The sequence below is a fragment of the Jeotgalibacillus soli genome (assembly GCF_000829435.1).
Classification (GTDB): domain Bacteria; phylum Bacillota; class Bacilli; order Bacillales; family Jeotgalibacillaceae; genus Jeotgalibacillus; species Jeotgalibacillus soli.
Genome location: NZ_JXRP01000003.1, coordinates 1 through 17,282 on the forward strand (window position 1 = coordinate 1; position 17,282 = coordinate 17,282).

The following is a 17,282-nucleotide window of genomic DNA, read 5'->3' on the forward strand; positions in this document are numbered from 1 at the left end:
AAAGGACCGTTACCAAAAAAGGTAGCGGTCCTTTTGTGTTTGAATTTAAAACGATTTATTTACAATAAAAGCACTGCAAGGGAAGGGAGGAACAAGGAGATCAAGGAAGCGAGGGAGAGAGACCCGGAACGTGTGAAGCTGATGCTAAAGATCCGACGTTCATCCTTTTCCGAGCGCCAAACACGGAAGAGAAGCTCGCGCGCCGATGGTAGTTGCGGATTCCCTCTTTGAGAATAAGAAGCCGCCAGGCACTGAAAAAACTTATTTAAAAATGAGAACTTAATAAATATGGGATTTCGTTCTCTCATTCCAGTTCCCGCTTTATTTGAATAAAGAGTTCAATTCAAAATACTCTGTTAAGGATACTTTTCTACCTTCTCTATCCCGACTATGGCATTCCTCAAAAATCAACTCTAGATCGTTATTAGCGCGAACTTCTACTGAGAACCTCACTGCAAGATAACCACGTCAATAATCAAACATTATACTGGTTAAGATGGTGCCTTGATACTAATTAGTACCGAATTTATCTAATGAATGTTTCCCATATTTCCCTTTGTGCACTTTAACTAATTCTAACTTTATATTTGTTATTTCTTTAAACGCCGTTTCATCTAATACTATTTTTCTCGGTAAATAGCCGCACATACCTTTTTCAAACCAAATACTATCTTTTCTTTCATCTTCGAACTTATCTACAAATAAATCTGAATGGTGAGCTAACTCGTGAGCCAATACCGTAAATAAATAATTCTGGTTAAAATTTTTAATGACCAGAATATTGTATTCTTCTAATTGTTTTAGAAATAACCTTCTCTAAGCTGATAGATCAGGGGAAATATAAATTAAATCTTTATTTGTAAAAGCTGGTATTGGTACATCAGACAAAACAGATGTAGCCAAACTTTCTGTTGTCCAACCGATTCCTTTTGGCAAACTTATTAATGCGAATTTTTCTTTCGATATAAGTTGGTAATCCTGTAATTTTTGACTGTGCCTTTCAATTATAGGGTGATATTTTTTATGATCTTCTTTTGATTCAAAAGCATATATTTGTCTCATTTCAGATTTTCCCTCTTGTAATATCAAGAATCCGATTTGCTCTGTTCATCAATTCTGCCCTTTTCTTGAATAAGTATAATTCTCAATCTGGTAAATTTTTATAGTATAAACTGAACATATGTCGCAGCTGTACAGAACAGGGGTATCCCATTATCAATTTACTTACTATCGTCTCATCGCTTCAATACTTGATGATATCGAAGAACTGGAATCACTCAACTAATGTCGCGATACTTGGTTATCATGCGAGTGAAACGTTCTATTCTTCTATCAGACGACCGTGAAGCAAGGGGGATAAAGAAGGAACGAGTGAAGTTGACTCGCATTACCAGCTTCGTGTGAGGTAGACATTTCTAAGTGTGGGAAAGAGCCGCTATTGAAGGTAGCGGTTCTTTTTTATAAGGAGATAGAATCAGGAATTTTATTTTTTAGCTATGTTAAAGTCCATTGTTGATTTTTGCACAGCGTTGATTTTAGCGGAACGCGAGCGCGTGCGTGCGTGCTGCAATCAATAGACACGTTTAATAAAGCCTATATTCAGAAAAATGATTCTACGCATCAAAAAAAATTACTTAGCTATGTGTTTAATTTATTTGCAACTCTATTTACATAGGAACTGTTTCCATTTTTTTGAATAAGATAAAAGTGGATTAGAAATCTGTAAGCGTGTCCATACTTGGTGATAGGGAACATCGAGAAATGGAGGAGTGGGGAATGAAGGTATGTCAAGCTTGCCGTAGAAGATCAAAAAAAGGAATTCGTGTTTTTGATAAGTTGATTTGTGTGTGGTGTGAGCAGGCATTAATCTCTTTGCATGCAGAGGATCAAGCATATGATATATGGGTTCGCCACTTAAAAAATTAATTTATGCAAGTTTGTTAAAGATATGAATAAAGCTTTTATCACCAAGTATATAGCTGCACACTTGGTGATTTTTTTGTTGCAATGGTACAATCGAGATTGAATGTTGTTAACAAAAGGTGGCTAGTAACGATGGATCAGTCAAAAAGGCCCTTGGTACAAGCATTGAAACAGTTTAAAGAAAGAAATCCTGTGACGTACCATGTGCCAGGTCACAAATCAGGTTTGCTTGACGAAACCGGTTTGCTTAAAGGGATTGGAGAATACGATGTAACTGAGCTTAGTTTATTGGATGATTTGCATGCGCCAGAGGGTGCGATTAAGGAAGCAATGAACCTTCTTGCCTCTCATTATGGTTCACAGTCAAGTTATTTTTTAGTAAATGGAACAACCGTCGGCAATTTAACTATGATGCTCGCATCATGTAATCCTGGAGATACTGTGTTTATTGCGAGAAATAGTCATAAATCAATCATCCATGCTTGTATGTTGAGCAAGGTTCACCCGGTATTTCTAGATCCCTCTGTGCATCCAGATTCTTTGACGCCGGAAGGAATTTCTTTAGAGGTGTTAAAGGAAGCACTGCGCCGCTATCCAGATGCCAAGGCGCTGGTTTTAACCTATCCAACTTACTATGGTCATACGTATGGTATTCAAACATTAATGGAGGAAGCTCACGGTCAAGATCTGATCGTATTGGTGGATGAAGCACATGGTGCCCATTTTACGCTCGGCGTCCCATTTCCCGAGTCCGCGCTTGCATTAGGAGCAGATGTGGTTGTTCAGTCCGCTCATAAAACATTGCCTGCTATGACGATGGGCTCTTTTTTACATATTGGAACTGATCGTGTGAAACAGAATAAAATCGAAAAGTATTTAGGGATGCTGCAGTCTAGCAGCCCATCTTATCCTATTATGGCGTCTTTGGATGGTGCTAGGTCTTATTTGGCCACGATTAGGCAAGCTGATGTGGAATATCTGCTGGCACTGCGTCAGCAACTAATCAAGGAGCTTATAGCTATCCCTAATGTAACAGTCATTGAAGCAGATGACCCGTTGAAGCTGATGATAAGGGTGCACCCTCTGTCTGGCTTTATGCTGCAGGAAGAGCTTGAAAAATATGCTATTTATGCGGAACTATCGGATCCTCAACAGGTGCTATTTATATTACCGCTATTAAAACAAGGGATAGCTTTTTCAATTGACCGGACAATTGAAGCGATAAAGAAAATTGCAAGTAAATCAGATGTAGAAGCAGATGAAGAAATCTTGATCAAAGAACTCCCTTCAATAGAAAAACCGGTTATGGAGCTTGCTGTTTCTCTTAGTGAGATGGAAGTGACAGAATCCAAATGGATAAGTCTTTCACAGGCGGAGGGCAAAATTTCAGCCGCTGCTATCATTCCATATCCTCCAGGGATCCCATATCTTTTAGCGGGGGAAAAAATAACGAGAAATAAAATTGATCAGCTTCAAAAATGGAATAATCAAAAAGTAAGATTTCAAGGCGAACAGCGAATTGCAAATGGGCTTATTAAAATAGTAGATTCAGCTTACTTTGAAGCGGAACATCATAATGGAGGTGTACAATGAAAAAAGGGTTGTTTATTACAGTAGAAGGACCAGAGGGAGCAGGTAAAACTTCTGTTATAAAAAAAATAGAAGAGACTTTGCAAGAACGCGGGCAAACAATCTTGCTTACAAGAGAGCCCGGAGGAATTGAAATTGCTGAAAAAATTCGTGAGGTTATATTAAATCCTGAACATAAAGCGATGGAAGGTCGGACGGAAGCACTGCTATATAGTGCAGCAAGAAGACAGCATTTAGTAGAAAAGGTTTTGCCTGCTTTAGAACAAGGAATAACGGTTCTCTGCGACCGCTTTATTGACAGCTCACTCGCTTACCAAGGACACGCTAGGGGCTTAGGAATAGATGAGGTTTGGGGCATTAATCAGTTTGCTATAGGAGACATGATGCCAGATTGTACGCTATATTTTGATATTGATCCGGCCATCGGGATGGCCCGTATTGCCCAAAATAAAGGACGCGAAGTGAATCGACTTGATCTTGAGGGAATGAGCTTTCATCACAAAGTACGAGAGGGATATTTGATGCTTCTGGAGCGATTTCCGGAAAGAATACATTCAATTGATGCCAGCCGTTCATTCGAAGAAGTATATGAAGAAGCACTTTCTATTGTACAATCTCTTCAATAGCATTGTGTTAGACAAGTTGTGTGGAATCCCGCAGCTTGTTTTTTTTACTGTAAGAATAAAAAGTGTCTTTCAAATTAAAGGCTATGGTAAAGATAATTGTTGATTTTTGCACGATGTTGATTGGAGCGGATACGTGAGACTCCTGCGGGAAAGCGAGTCAAGGGGAGAACCCACAGGCGCATAGCGAGGGCACTGAAAAAGTAAGGTTTTCAAAAACAGCGAAAAATTAACCCCTACTTTATCTCTCTTTTTTCATAATAATGTAGTGGTTATGTCCCACAATCAATCGTAAAACCAATGTTATTTTGGGAATTGACTTTACGAATTTGAAAATGAGCGACTTTTTCAGCAGCCTACGCATAGCGCCGAGGAGCGTCGGACCGCCCGCGGAAAGCGAATGCTCTTCGCTCCAATCAACAGGCAAGTTTAACAGAGGCTATTTAAAAATAATGTAAAAAATTAATTAAAGGAATCTGTAGGATAAACAACGAATATTAAGGATAAGGATTTATATTTCTCAAGCTCAGCACAAGCAGTATTGTTGAATATGCATAGGCTATAAAAGGGAATGTAGAATGCCTTAGTAATGCGTTCTTATTCTTGTTATAATGGAGATAGATAAACTAAAAAGAAGAGGGTGGCATGGATGAAACTAGTTGTCGCTGTAGTACAAGATCAGGATAGTAACCGTCTGTCCACTGCACTGATGAAAAAAAATTTTCGTGCGACAAAATTAGCCAGCACGGGTGGATTTTTAAAATCTGGCAATACGACATTTCTTATCGGTATAGAAGATGCGCTTGTTGACAAGGTTTTACAGGTAATTAACGATAGCTGCCGATCCCGGGAACAAATGGTGGCACCTGTATCGCCAATGGGAGGAAATGCAGACTCGTATATTCCTTATCCTGTAGAAGTAGAAGTAGGCGGAGCAACTGTATTTGTATTACCGATTGAACAGTTCCATCAATTTTAATTAGTGGAGTGATAAGACAGCATGAAAATCAACCAAGACCTTCGTTTAAGCTCAGACCAGCGACCAAAGGGTCAACAGCAATCATCTGTTGGACAATTAAACTTTGGAAATATTGTTCAAAAACAGGGACAAAAAATGCAGGTGGAGCAGCTAACACGTCTTATGGGAGACGTAACGAAGGCTGGCGAACGCCTTGCACGCTCTCGTAATTTTAAAGATCTTGCAAAATTTAAAACACTTGTGCGCCAGCTTGTTAAAGAAACCGTTGATTTTGGAATGGGGTTAAAGGAATCTCATTCATGGAATCAATATGGTGAGGGGCGCAAATTGAGAATTGTTGAAACGATAGAAGAAAGCTTGGTTAATCTAACTGATGATTTAATGAAAAATGAAAAGCAATCCATTGATATTTTGGATCAAATTGGTGAAATCAAAGGCTTACTCATTAATCTATATACGTAGAAGAGGGATAGACGTGACCGCAACATGGACTGAGCTTCAACAATGGCAGCCGCTTGCTGCGAAAATGCTGGTCAACGGTTTAACAAAGCAACGGATTGCCCATGCTTATTTATTCGAAGGAGCAAGAGGAACAGGGAAAAAGGATATGGCGATCTTTTTAGCGCAGGGCCTTTTTTGCCGTGTTCCTTCCGAAGGTCTACCTTGTGGAGAGTGTGATCAGTGTCAGCGGATTGCCCACGGAAACCATCCTGACGTTCATCTAGTGGAACCAGATGGCTTATCGATTAAAAAGGATCAAGTTCGAGCGCTTCAAGAAGAGTTTAGCAAGACGGGGATGGAGTCGCGTCGGAAAACCTATATTGTTAACTTTGCCGATAAAATGACAGTACAGGCAGCAAACTCCTTACTCAAATTTTTGGAAGAACCTCATCAATCAACGACGGCAATTCTTATAACAGAGCAATCGCACAACATGCTTCCTACGATCCTGTCAAGGTGTCAGCTGATTTCATTTCACTCCCTGCCGCCTCTTATTTTTAAGGAGCGACTGGTAGCAGAAGGTGTCCATCCAACAATGGCTGCCTTGCTTTCGAAAATAACGAATCAATTAGAAGAAGGAATTACGCTAAGTACAGATGAGTGGTTTGTACAAGCTCGAAAAATCGTGTTAAAATTATATGAAGTGCTTAAAGAACATCCTTTTGAAGCCATGACGCGTCTTCAAGTTGATTTTTTTAGCCACTTTAAAGAAAAGTCACAAATAGAATTAGCTTTAGACTTGTTTCTTTTTATATATAGAGACCTCCTTTACATCCAAATGGACAAGTTTGACCATTTATCATTTCCTGACCAACGTCATATTTTTGAGTCCGATGCTCTTCAGACATCCACGAAGCAACTGTCTGAACAATTGACCACCATACTGGAATCGAAAAGACATTTGAATCGAAACATGAATGCACAGCTATTAATGGAGCAGCTGATGCTTAAATTGCAGGGGGGATCTATGCTTGTATGAGGTAGTAGGAGTTCGCTTTAAAAAAGCAGGTAAAATATATTATTTTGATCCAAATCAGCTAGACATTGAAAAGAATAATTATGTCATTGTTGAAACGGTCAGAGGGGTTGAATACGGAAAGGTAGTTGTAGACATCAAGCAAGTAGATGAGAATGATGTCGTACTGCCGCTGAAAAAAGTAGTCCGTATCGCCGACCAAAAAGATCGTTTAGCGGTGCAAGAAAATAAAGAAGAATCCACACTTGCTTATGATGTATGCTCAAAGAAAATAAGTGAGCATGAATTAGATATGAAGCTCGTGGATGTAGAATATACATTTGATCGAAATAAGGTCATCTTTTATTTTACCGCAGATGGACGCGTTGACTTTAGGAATCTTGTAAAGGACTTGGCATCTGTTTTTAGAACGCGCATTGAATTAAGACAAATCGGAGTACGTGATGAAGCGAAAATGTTAGGCGGTATTGGTCCTTGTGGTAGAATGCTTTGCTGTTCAACATTTTTGGGGGATTTTGAACCTGTTTCAATTAAAATGGCGAAAGATCAAAATTTATCACTTAACCCTTCAAAAATATCGGGTCTTTGTGGAAGACTTATGTGTTGCTTAAAGTATGAAAATGATGAATATGAGGCTGCGAAAGAAGAAATGCCTGATTTAGGCCAATCTGTACAAACGCCGGAAGGTAAAGGGAAAGTCATTGGCCTTAATATGCTAGAACGTGTCCTTCAAATTGAAATGAAGGGGCAAGATCGAGTATTAGAATATACGCTTGAAGAAATCATGAATAACGATATCGCATCAATTCAAGCCACAGAGTAATGAGGTGGAGTTCGTGGATAAGAAAGAGTTCTTTGATTCCGTCACCAATATGGAGCAGCAAATTGGCCACTTATATCAGCAACTTGGTGAATTAAAACAGCATCTTGCTGAAATAATGGAGGAAAACAATTCGCTCCAAATCGAAAATGACCATTTACGCCGGCGGCTGGAACAGCTTGAGAACTCTCGCAAAAATGTCGGCAGGGGACGAGGTCGTTTGGCATCAGTGGACCCTGCTGGTGAAGAAGGACAGGTCGCAGATATTGGAGAAGGATATGATAATCTGGCCAGGTTGTATCAGGAGGGATTCCATATTTGTAACATTCATTTTGGAAGCCCGAGAAAAGATGAGGATTGTCTATTTTGCCTATCGTTTTTGAACAAAAAATAAGAGGTACAGGATCGAGGGCTGACGCTTGAGGGACCGTGTCGATTTCCAACCTGCAAAAGTAGTTACAGTTCTGTTAAAGGACAAAAAACTCTTTTTCAAAGGTTGGAAACACCGTCCTGAGCGATCAGCTCTTTTCTGTGCAGGTTTTTACCTAATATGATGGAGGGATCTCATGCAGTTGGTGGGAGATGAACGATTAGATTATTTGTTGGCTGAGGATTTGAAAATTATCCAAAGCCCATCTGTTTTTGCATTTTCATTAGATGCAGTATTACTTGCCCGATTTGTCCATGTCCCTATTCAAAAGGGAAGTATTATTGATTTGTGTTCTGGCAATGGTGTAATTCCGCTGCTTCTTAGTACGCGTACAAAAGGATCAATCGTCGGTGTTGAAATCCAAGAAAGATTGTATGATATGGGCATACGAAGTATTGCTTATAATCAGCTGGATCACCAAATTTCCATGATTCATGGTGATATTAAGACCATTGCTCCTTCACTCGGGTACACTGGTCATGACGTGGTTACCTGTAATCCGCCGTATTTTCCAACTCCTTCTGATAAAGAAAAAAATGAAAACGAGTATTTGGCTATTGCCCGACATGAAATCATGTGTACACTAGAGGATGCTATAAAAGCAAGCAGCGAATTGCTAAAGCAAGGTGGAAAAGCAGCATTTGTGCACCGGCCTGGACGGTTAGTAGATCTTGTAACATTAATGAGAAAATATCGATTAGAGCCAAAACGAATTCAGTTTGTCTATCCGAAACATGGAAAGGAAGCAAACACTATATTAATAGAAGGAATTAAAGATGGAAAGGCAGATGTGAAGCTCCTGTCGCCGCTTTATGTATACCAAGAGGATGGTCAATATACACCCGAAGTAAAGGAGATCCTGTATGGAGATAAAGGATAATCATTTCTTTTATGTCCTTCAGTGTGGAGATGGTTCTTTTTATGGCGGATATACAATTGATTTAGTGAGACGATTAGGGCAGCATAATAAAGGTATCGCATCAAAATACACTCGCACACGGCTGCCTGTACTATTTTTACATGCAGAGCGATTTTCAACAAAACGAGCAGCGATGCAGACAGAATATGCCTTTAAGCGGCTTTCTAGAATAAAAAAAGAACAGTTCATTCATGAAAGGAGAGACCGCTGTGTTAAAGACACAACAAAGTTTTTCGGATGATAAGCAAGGAAAGTTATATCTTATTCCAACCCCGATTGGCAATTTGGAAGACATTACATTTCGGGCGATTCGGCTGCTAAAGGAAGCTGATATCATTGCTGCGGAGGATACACGAAATACGAAAAAGCTATGCAATTATTTTGAAATCACGACTCCTATTGTAAGCTACCATGAGCATAATAAAGAAACAAGCGGCAAAAAAATGGTGGAGCGTTTGCATAGAGGAGAACAGGTGGCACTAGTCAGTGATGCTGGGATGCCGTGTATTTCAGATCCAGGATTTGAGCTTGTGCAAGCGGTACTGGAGGCAGATATTCCTGTTGTCCCGCTTCCAGGAGCCAACGCAGCCCTTACATCCCTTATTGCTTCAGGACTTATCCCACAACCGTTTTATTATTATGGGTTTTTATCAAGAGGCAAAAAAGAAAAGCGTGAAGAGCTTGATTTTCTTGCGACCATTCCTGCTACCTTTGTCTTGTATGAGTCACCACATCGACTAAAAGAAACATTAAGAGAAATGGTCAATCACATTGGACCTTCACGTAAAATGGTCATTTCTAGAGAACTCACGAAAAAATTTGAAGAGTTTATAAGAGGAACGATCCAAGAAGGATTGGATTGGTCAGAAGCAAATGATCTTCGCGGTGAATTTTGTTTAGTAATAGAAGGAGCATCAGCGGAGAACTGGCAGCAGGAGGAAACGTATTGGTGGGAGCAGCTTTCCATTTTACAGCATGTTGAAACCTATATTGAACAAAAGGGCTTAACATCAAAAGAAGCAATTAAGGAAGCGGCGAAGGATCGTTCTATCTCCAAACGTGATGTGTATCAAGCTTACCATGTTGAAGAGGAATAATCGTATAAAAAAGCCTGTTTGAGCGAATGCTCGAACAGGCTTTTTTATTGTTTTATGCTTATGCGTCTTGAAGATTACTTTGAATCTCTTTAATTAGCAACTCTGCACCTTCACGGCTAAGAACAAGTTTGCCGCCAGCAAGTTTAAGATTATCATCAGATACTTCACCAGTAATTTGGCAAGTCATGCTTGGCTTGTATTTCTTAAGGATGATTTTTTCGTCATCTACATAGATTTCTAATGCGTCTTTTTCTGCAATTCCTAGTGTACGGCGAAGCTCGATAGGAATAACGACCCGGCCTAACTCATCTACCTTACGAACGATTCCTGTTGATTTCATGAAAATTCCCCTCTCAAATAAATGATGTGTTTTTTCGTCATTTTTCGACAAATTTCTCTCTATGAGATTATCATACCAACGTTTCCCATATCCGTCAATAAATAAATTTTATAAATATGATCTTAAATTTACTAGTCTAAAAACCTTGCTATAATGGGAAATAGATTAAATTACCTTTTATTTACTACTACATAATCCACTATAACATGAAATTTATGTAAATGTAAATAAAACAGTTTGAATTCAAACTATTTATCATTTCGACAAAAATAAGTCGATTATGTCAAAAATTCGACAAACTAAATAAATTTCATTATAGGCCTTTGTTTTGTTATTTTATGGGCGGTACGTGTGCGGTTGCATTCGAGTGTTATTTCGGGTATATTTTTTAGCATATGAACGCTTGTCAGCAGTGGTTTTTCTGCCTGTAAAGTGAAGAGATGTGAGGGGGATTTTCGGTGAGCAAGTCCAACAATTCGTTTTATATTACAACACCAATTTATTATCCAAGTGGAAAATTGCATATCGGTCACGCTTATACAACAGTAGCAGGCGATGCGATGGCAAGATACAAAAGATTGCGCGGCTTTGATGTAATGTATTTAACCGGGACAGATGAGCACGGACAGAAGATCCAAGAGAAGGCGAATGAAAAAGGAATCACTCCACAGGCGTATGTGGATGAAATTGTAGTAGGAATACAAAATCTTTGGAAGACGATGGAGATTTCCTACGATGATTTCATTCGTACGACAGAAAAACGCCATAAAGATGTAGTAGAAAAGATTTTCAAGCAGCTCTTGGATCAAGGAGATATTTATCTTGGAGAATACGAAGGCTGGTATTCAATTCCAGATGAAACCTTTTACACAGAAACTCAGCTTGTTGATAAAGAGATGGATGAAGCTGGCAATGTATTGAAAGGTAAGAGCCCGGATAGTGGACATTCGGTTGAAAAGGTTCGTGAAGAGTCTTATTTCTTCCGTATGGGCAAATATGCAGATCGTTTGATGGACTACTATAAAGAAAATCCTGAGTTTATTCAGCCGGAATCACGAAAAAATGAAATGATTAACAATTTTATTAAACCTGGACTTGAAGATTTGGCTGTGTCACGAACGACATTTGACTGGGGTGTAAAGGTACCTGGAGATCCGAAGCATGTTGTCTATGTTTGGATTGATGCACTATCCAACTATATTACCGCACTTGGATATGACTCCGAAAATGAGGACCGTTTTAAGCAGTTCTGGCCAGCTGATGTTCACTTAATGAGTAAAGAAATTGTTCGCTTCCATACAATCTATTGGCCAATTATGCTAATGGCCTTGGATTTACCGTTACCGAAGAAGGTTTTTGCTCATGGTTGGCTGCTAATGAAGGACGGGAAAATGTCGAAGTCTAAAGGGAATGTAGTGGACCCAGTGACGTTAATTGAACGCTATGGCCTTGATTCTCTTCGTTATTACCTTCTTCGTGAGGTACCATTTGGTTCAGATGGGGTCTTCACACCAGAAGGGTTTGTAGAGCGCGTTAATTTTGATCTTGCAAATGATCTTGGCAACCTATTAAACCGAACAGTAGCGATGATAAATAAGTACTTTGATGGCCATATCCCGATTTATAAAGGATCGAACGGATCATTTGATCAGCAGCTTCTAGATTTAAATCATGAAACAGTGCATAAATATGAAGATGCAATGGAAAAAATGGAGTTTTCAATCGCTTTATCGACAGTTTGGCAACTGATCAGCCGTACAAATAAATACATTGATGAAACACAGCCATGGGTGCTTGCAAAAGATGAAGCAAAAAAAGATGAGTTAGGCAACGTAATGAATCATCTAGCAGAAACGCTTCGTCGGATTGCAGTAATGCTTCAGCCGTTCTTGACTCAAACACCAGCAAATATTTTAAAACAGCTTTCGCTTACAGAAGATCGCTTTTTATCATGGAATAGTCTGAAGGAATTTGGAGTGATTCCTTCAGATACAAAAGTTGTAGAAAAAGGAGAGCCAATCTTCCCGCGACTTGAAGTAGAGGATGAAGTGGCTTACATTCAGGAGAAAATGACTGGGTCTGTAAAAGCTGAGCCTGAGCAAGAAGAAATCGTCGAGCTTGAAGAGGAAATTGCCATCGATGATTTTATGAAGGTGGATTTGCGCGTTGCGACTGTGATTGAAGCCACACCAGTTAAAAAGACAGATAAGCTCATGAAGCTTCAGTTGGATTTAGGATTTGAAAAACGCCAGGTCGTATCTGGAATTGCGAAATTTTACACACCTGAGGAGCTTGTTGGAAGAAAGGTGATTTGTGTAACAAACCTAAAGCCTGTTAAGCTCAGAGGAGAATTATCGCAAGGAATGATTTTAGCCGGTGAAAAAGACGGAGTCCTTGCGTTGGCCCAGGTGGCCGAATCACTACAAAATGGAGCGCGAGTTAAGTAATTCGTATTTACTTAAATAGACTAAAGCAAAAGGGGATGAATCTCATTAAAGATTCTCTCCTTTTGTATTTTAAAAATAGATGTTTTATATTACAAAATGATGTCAAATAAATGACGTTATTTATTTCGGTGAATATATTCCTGTATTTTGGTTATAACGTTGAGAATATAGGCCCCTTGGATTACCTATATACTTTTCTTTTAGTATGTATATTGCAATAATATTATATAGAAGAAAAAAATAAGAATCTGTTTTTAATCAAAGGTTTCACCCTTTTTAGTAATTCTAAAATAATATTGTATAAGTCATATTATCTAGTTGATTAAAAATGAGTCTGTTTCTTGTGAATAAATCACAAGATTATTGTGACTAATTTGTCATATTAATGTTACACAATTGAGAAGCTTGTCATCAGAATTTTTTATACACTAAATTTGTTGAACTAAAGGAGAGACCTTGTATGTTGTTTGATACACATTTACATTTAAATGCTGAACAGTTTGAAGATGATTTGCCGGAAGTAATCACTAGAGCCAGGGAAAATGGCGTTGAATGGATGGTCGTTGTAGGATTTGATCGGCCGACGATTAAAAAGGCAATGGAGCTTATCGATGAATATGATTTTATCTATGCAGCTGTGGGTTGGCACCCAGTAGATGCCGTTGACATGACGGATGAGGATTTAGCATGGATTGAAGAGCTTGCAGATCATCCAAAGGTTGTAGCAATTGGCGAGATGGGGCTGGACTATTACTGGGATAAGTCACCAAAAGAAGTTCAAAAGGAAGTCTTCAGAAAACAGATTAAACTGGCGATAAAAGTAAACTTGCCGATTATCATTCACAACCGGGATGCGACTCAAGATGTGATTGATATTTTAAAAGAGGAAGATGCCGTTCAGGTTGGAGGAATCATGCATTGCTTCGGCGGAAGTGTTGAAACAGCCAGGGAGTGTCTGGATTTAAATTTCATGATTTCACTTGGTGGACCGGTGACATTTAAAAATGCCAAAAAACCGAAGGAAGTAGCAGTAGAAATACCGTTGGACCGTTTGTTAATCGAAACAGATGCTCCGTATTTGGCGCCTCATCCATATAGAGGAAAGAGAAATGAACCTGCATATGTAAAACTGGTTGCTGAACAAATTGCCGAACTTCGTGGGATCACTTTTGAAGAAGTCGGAAATCAAACGACACAAAATGCTAAAAAAATTTTTAAACTATAAATTAGCGCAGCGGTTTATAAATAGTTGTATGATACATAAATTGTTCGATCTGCATGTGACAAATTGCTTAAAAATTCATCATGTTGGTAGCCGGATATGTCGAAGAAAAAACCTTTTCAACCGCCATCCGGGTATGCATAATGGGACATATCACCTTCGCGAAGGAATTGAATTAATAGTTTCAAAGGTTGACAAGTCATATCAATAGTCTTTATAATCACTCGGAGTAAAGGAGGAGTTTTTCATGAAAACCAATAAGAACATGAAAAACCTGTTTCCGAAGTCTATGAGTAAAAAGAATTGGGTATATAGTTTGGTGACAATTGCTGTTTTTATATTAGTAATCAGCGTCTTGTTCCATGAAGTAACAAAGAAGACAATTGCCCTTTCTTTGAATGGTGAAGACCAATTAATACGAACACATGCTAGTACTGTAGAAGATATATTTACAGATTTAGAATTAGATTTAAACACTCAAGACTATCTTTATCCCTCGGGCGATTCGCCTGTCTTTCATGATATGAAAGTTCGTTGGGAACCCGCGAAACAGGTATCACTGATCATTGGGGAGGATACCCAAGAAGTGATGACCACAGCAAAAGACGTAGGAGAATTTCTGCGTAAAGAAAAAATAGAAGTTGGTGAACAGGATAATCTGTCCCATGATTTACAAGCAGAGATTAAGGAGAATATGGTAATCTCTTTAGAGCAGGCTTTTGCCTGGACGTTAGTAGATGGTACAACACAGCAGGAGGCATGGTCTACTTCGATCACCGTCGCTGACTTTTTAAAACAGCAAGATATTAAGCTGAATAAAGACGATCGCACCGAGCCGGGACTTGACACGAAACTGGCGGAGGGTGCTACTGTTAAGATCGTCCGTGTTGAAAAGGTCACCGATGTGCTGGAAGAACCAAAAGACTTTGCCGTTGAATCGAGAAAAGATAATGATCTTGCCGAGGGGACGGAACAAGTTATTCAAAAAGGTGAAAAGGGCCTTATTGAAAAAACCTATGAAGTCGTAAAAGAGAACGGGAAAGAAGTTTCCCGTGAACTGAAAAGCGAAAAAACGCTTAAAGAAAGCCGTAATGAAGTCGTCGCAGTAGGAACGAAAGTATATGTTGCTCAAGTTTCTCGCGGACAACAATCTACTCAAGCATCACAAACGTCAAACACATCGTCTGCTGAACCTAGCGGCGGAAAAGAAATGTATGTGACATCAACGGCATACACGGCTTATTGCAATGGCTGCTCAGGCATCACAGCAACAGGAATTAATCTAAAAGCAAATCCTAACTTAAAAGTTATTGCTGTAGATCCATCTGTTATTCCGCTTGGATCTAAAGTATACGTAGAAGGTTATGGATATGCTGTAGCCGGTGATACTGGTGGAGCGATCAAAGGAAACAAAATCGATGTTTTCCTTCCGACAAAAGAGGCTGCATATAGTTGGGGAAATAAACAAGTGAAAATAAAAATCTTGCCATAATATAAAAAGCGAAAGAATGTTTTAGATTCAGTCATTGCGTAAGGGAGTATGTAAGGAGGTATTTTTCTCCTCGTCAAGAAGCGACTTTTAACCGCAATGAACTCAGCATTTTTTTGAAGTCTATATAAAAAGAAAGCAGGGGGAGAAATCCTCCTGTTTTTTGTGTGTTTCTTCTCACTTTGATTTATACTAAGAAGAAAAGCGGAAACGGCTCGTTCAGACCCGACAAGTGTAAGGAACGATGGGGGTGTTGACGTTGTTTTTCAACAAACCAATCGGACCTTACAACCTAGAGGGTCTAGCCGTTGGAGCTGGACAAGAAGAAAAGCGGAAACGGCTCGTTTATCTGTGAAAATACTAAAATGCGAATAATTATAAAAGAAATATTATATAGAGCTGGAGGAAATAATGAAAATAAAAGAAGTAATTATAGTGGAAGGGCGAGACGATACAACAGCGATTCGACGTGCTGTTGATGCAGATACAATAGAAACAAATGGTTCAGCTATTCCACCGAGCGTGCTCGAGCGTATTCGACATGCACAAGATAAACGAGGGGTAATTATTTTAACTGACCCAGATTATCCAGGACAGCGTATTCGCCAAATTGTTCAGGATCACGTGCCTGGGTGTAAACATGCTTTTATTGATCGTCAGGATGCCTTGAAAAAGAACGGTCGCGGAATAGGTGTTGAACATGCATCACCAGAAGTAATTCGTGAAGCACTTAAACAAGCCCATCACATGGTTGAAGAGGTAGTGGAGCAGATCAGCAAAGAGGATTTATTGGAAACAGGGTTGATTGGCGGCCCGAAGGCAAAGGAACGCCGGGAGAAGCTTGGTGCCCGCCTTCGAATTGGTTATGCGAATGGCAAGCAGCTTTACAACCGACTGCTGATGTTCCAGATCTCACATGAAGAGTTTGTTCGAGAGATGACAGCTATACTACAGGAGGAACAGAATGTCTAAAGATATTGCAACGCCAATACGTACAAAAGAAATCATGAAAAAATATGGCTTTTCATTCAAGAAAAGTCTGGGACAGAATTTTTTAATTGACCCAAATATTTTACGGAATATCGTTGATCAAGCTGGATTAACAAAAGAAAAAGGAGCAATTGAGATCGGACCGGGTATTGGGGCTTTGACTGAACATCTTGCTCGTTCTGCAAAAAAAGTGGTCGCATTTGAAATTGATCAACGGCTATTGCCAATTTTAAAAGATACACTATCTCCATATGATAATGTGAAAGTTCTTCACGCTGATGTTTTAAAAGCAGATGTTTCTACAGTCATTGCAGAGGAGTTCAAGGAAATAGAGGATGTAATGGTCGTTGCAAACCTTCCTTATTACGTTACAACACCAATTATTTTGAAGCTTCTAACAGAAAAACTGCCAATTAAGGGGCTTGTTGTCATGCTGCAAAAAGAAGTTGCAGATCGGATTGCTGCTGATCCTGGTTCAAAAACCTATGGTTCTCTATCTATTGCCATTCAATATTATACAGAAGCTTCTTTAGTCATGACGGTTCCTAAGACGGTTTTTATGCCTCAGCCTAATGTGGACTCTGCTGTTATCCGTTTGATTAGGAGAGAAGAACCAGCGGTAAAAGTAAAGAATGAGGACTTTTTCTTTACTATAACGAGATCCTCTTTTGCTCAACGAAGAAAAACAATCTTAAATAATTTAACAAGCCAACTCCCGGGCGGCAAGGAAAAGAAAGAACAAATCCTTACAGCTCTAGCAGAAGCGGAGATTGAGCCGACTAGACGTGGTGAAAGCTTATCTATCGCTGAGTTTGGTGCTCTTGCAGATGCGCTATACCCACATTTTCAGTGATGCATAAATAGTTTTTAGCCTGGTTGTGAAGAATTCAATTCCCTTCATAACCAGGCTTTTTTAAATGATGATATGAACCGGTT

General features: G+C 39.2%; 20 protein-coding genes. 17 read left to right on the forward strand and 3 right to left on the reverse strand.

The annotated features are described in order from the left end of the window. A partial coding sequence (locus tag KP78_RS20395; RefSeq protein WP_041085286.1) for a hypothetical protein occupies window positions 1–231 on the forward strand: 231 nt, incomplete at its 5' end. 279 nt (window positions 232–510) lie between these two features. On the opposite strand, the gene KP78_RS20400 is transcribed toward KP78_RS20395, so the two are convergent. Next, window positions 511–735, reverse strand: coding sequence for a hypothetical protein (locus tag KP78_RS20400; RefSeq protein ID WP_235420788.1), 225 nt, complete (start codon window positions 733–735; stop codon window positions 511–513). A gap of 81 nt (window positions 736–816) precedes the next feature. Then, the gene (locus tag KP78_RS20405) at window positions 817–1,089 is read right to left on the reverse strand and encodes a hypothetical protein (protein ID WP_235420789.1); all 273 of its coding nucleotides are present in this window, start codon (window positions 1,087–1,089) and stop codon (window positions 817–819) included. A 687-nt stretch (window positions 1,090–1,776) separates the two neighbouring features. On the opposite strand from KP78_RS20405, the gene KP78_RS18845 reads away from it, so the two are divergent. The 11 genes from KP78_RS18845 to rsmI all read left to right on the forward strand — a co-directional run bounded on the left by KP78_RS18845 (window position 1,777) and on the right by rsmI (window position 9,858). After that, entirely contained in the window at window positions 1,777–1,926 is a 150-nt protein-coding gene (locus KP78_RS18845) for a sigma factor G inhibitor Gin (protein WP_157841408.1), read from the forward strand. A 129-nt stretch (window positions 1,927–2,055) separates the two neighbouring features. Next, window positions 2,056–3,516 (forward strand): aminotransferase class I/II-fold pyridoxal phosphate-dependent enzyme, encoded by a 1,461-nt coding sequence (locus KP78_RS00120; protein WP_052474419.1) that lies wholly within the window; start codon window positions 2,056–2,058, stop codon window positions 3,514–3,516. After that, on the forward strand, window positions 3,513–4,139 hold the full coding sequence (gene tmk / locus KP78_RS00125; RefSeq protein ID WP_041085288.1) for a dTMP kinase: 627 nt from the start codon (window positions 3,513–3,515) through the stop codon (window positions 4,137–4,139). The genes KP78_RS00120 and tmk overlap by 4 nt, the downstream gene beginning before the upstream one ends. Before the next feature lie 646 nt (window positions 4,140–4,785). After that, entirely contained in the window at window positions 4,786–5,115 is a 330-nt protein-coding gene (locus KP78_RS00130; protein WP_041085290.1) for a cyclic-di-AMP receptor, read from the forward strand. Window positions 5,116–5,136: 21 nt separating this feature from the next. Then, window positions 5,137–5,577 carry a YaaR family protein gene (locus KP78_RS00135; RefSeq protein WP_041085292.1) on the forward strand — a complete coding sequence of 147 codons (441 nt, stop codon included), beginning with the start codon at window positions 5,137–5,139 and terminating at the stop codon, window positions 5,575–5,577. A 13-nt stretch (window positions 5,578–5,590) separates the two neighbouring features. Next, window positions 5,591–6,595, forward strand: coding sequence for a DNA polymerase III subunit delta' (gene holB / locus KP78_RS00140; protein WP_041085294.1), 1,005 nt, complete (start codon window positions 5,591–5,593; stop codon window positions 6,593–6,595). Further along, window positions 6,588–7,415, forward strand: a complete 828-nt coding sequence (locus KP78_RS00145) for a PSP1 domain-containing protein (protein ID WP_041085296.1) — start codon at window positions 6,588–6,590, stop codon at window positions 7,413–7,415. Before holB ends, KP78_RS00145 begins: the two co-directional genes overlap by 8 nt. A gap of 13 nt (window positions 7,416–7,428) precedes the next feature. Further along, window positions 7,429–7,806 (forward strand): DNA replication initiation control protein YabA, encoded by a 378-nt coding sequence (gene yabA / locus KP78_RS00150; RefSeq protein ID WP_041085297.1) that lies wholly within the window; start codon window positions 7,429–7,431, stop codon window positions 7,804–7,806. Window positions 7,807–7,978: 172 nt separating this feature from the next. Beyond that, window positions 7,979–8,722: a tRNA1(Val) (adenine(37)-N6)-methyltransferase gene (locus KP78_RS00155; protein WP_041085298.1), complete on the forward strand. Its 744-nt coding sequence runs from the start codon at window positions 7,979–7,981 to the stop codon at window positions 8,720–8,722. Beyond that, the gene (locus tag KP78_RS00160) at window positions 8,706–9,002 is read left to right on the forward strand and encodes a GIY-YIG nuclease family protein (RefSeq protein ID WP_041085299.1); all 297 of its coding nucleotides are present in this window, start codon (window positions 8,706–8,708) and stop codon (window positions 9,000–9,002) included. Before KP78_RS00155 ends, KP78_RS00160 begins: the two co-directional genes overlap by 17 nt. Then, on the forward strand, window positions 8,953–9,858 hold the full coding sequence (gene rsmI / locus KP78_RS00165; protein ID WP_041085301.1) for a 16S rRNA (cytidine(1402)-2'-O)-methyltransferase: 906 nt from the start codon (window positions 8,953–8,955) through the stop codon (window positions 9,856–9,858). Before KP78_RS00160 ends, rsmI begins: the two co-directional genes overlap by 50 nt. 58 nt (window positions 9,859–9,916) lie before the next feature. Here rsmI and KP78_RS00170 read toward each other — a convergent pair whose 3' ends face one another. Beyond that, window positions 9,917–10,204 carry an AbrB/MazE/SpoVT family DNA-binding domain-containing protein gene (locus KP78_RS00170; RefSeq protein WP_200889191.1) on the reverse strand — a complete coding sequence of 96 codons (288 nt, stop codon included), beginning with the start codon at window positions 10,202–10,204 and terminating at the stop codon, window positions 9,917–9,919. Between the two features lie 452 nt (window positions 10,205–10,656). On the opposite strand from KP78_RS00170, the gene metG reads away from it, so the two are divergent. From metG to rsmA, 5 genes are all read left to right on the forward strand, one after another. Next, window positions 10,657–12,645, forward strand: coding sequence for a methionine--tRNA ligase (gene metG, locus KP78_RS00175; RefSeq protein WP_041085304.1), 1,989 nt, complete (start codon window positions 10,657–10,659; stop codon window positions 12,643–12,645). A gap of 460 nt (window positions 12,646–13,105) precedes the next feature. Further along, on the forward strand, window positions 13,106–13,870 hold the full coding sequence (locus KP78_RS00180; protein WP_041085306.1) for a TatD family hydrolase: 765 nt from the start codon (window positions 13,106–13,108) through the stop codon (window positions 13,868–13,870). 244 nt (window positions 13,871–14,114) lie between these two features. Further along, window positions 14,115–15,359, forward strand: coding sequence for a G5 and 3D domain-containing protein (locus tag KP78_RS00185; RefSeq protein WP_235420791.1), 1,245 nt, complete (start codon window positions 14,115–14,117; stop codon window positions 15,357–15,359). Window positions 15,360–15,767: 408 nt separating this feature from the next. Continuing rightward, window positions 15,768–16,328 carry a ribonuclease M5 gene (gene rnmV / locus KP78_RS00190; protein WP_041085307.1) on the forward strand — a complete coding sequence of 187 codons (561 nt, stop codon included), beginning with the start codon at window positions 15,768–15,770 and terminating at the stop codon, window positions 16,326–16,328. Continuing rightward, window positions 16,321–17,199 carry a 16S rRNA (adenine(1518)-N(6)/adenine(1519)-N(6))-dimethyltransferase RsmA gene (rsmA, locus tag KP78_RS00195; protein ID WP_041085308.1) on the forward strand — a complete coding sequence of 293 codons (879 nt, stop codon included), beginning with the start codon at window positions 16,321–16,323 and terminating at the stop codon, window positions 17,197–17,199. The genes rnmV and rsmA overlap by 8 nt, the downstream gene beginning before the upstream one ends. Window positions 17,200–17,282 lie beyond the last annotated feature (83 nt).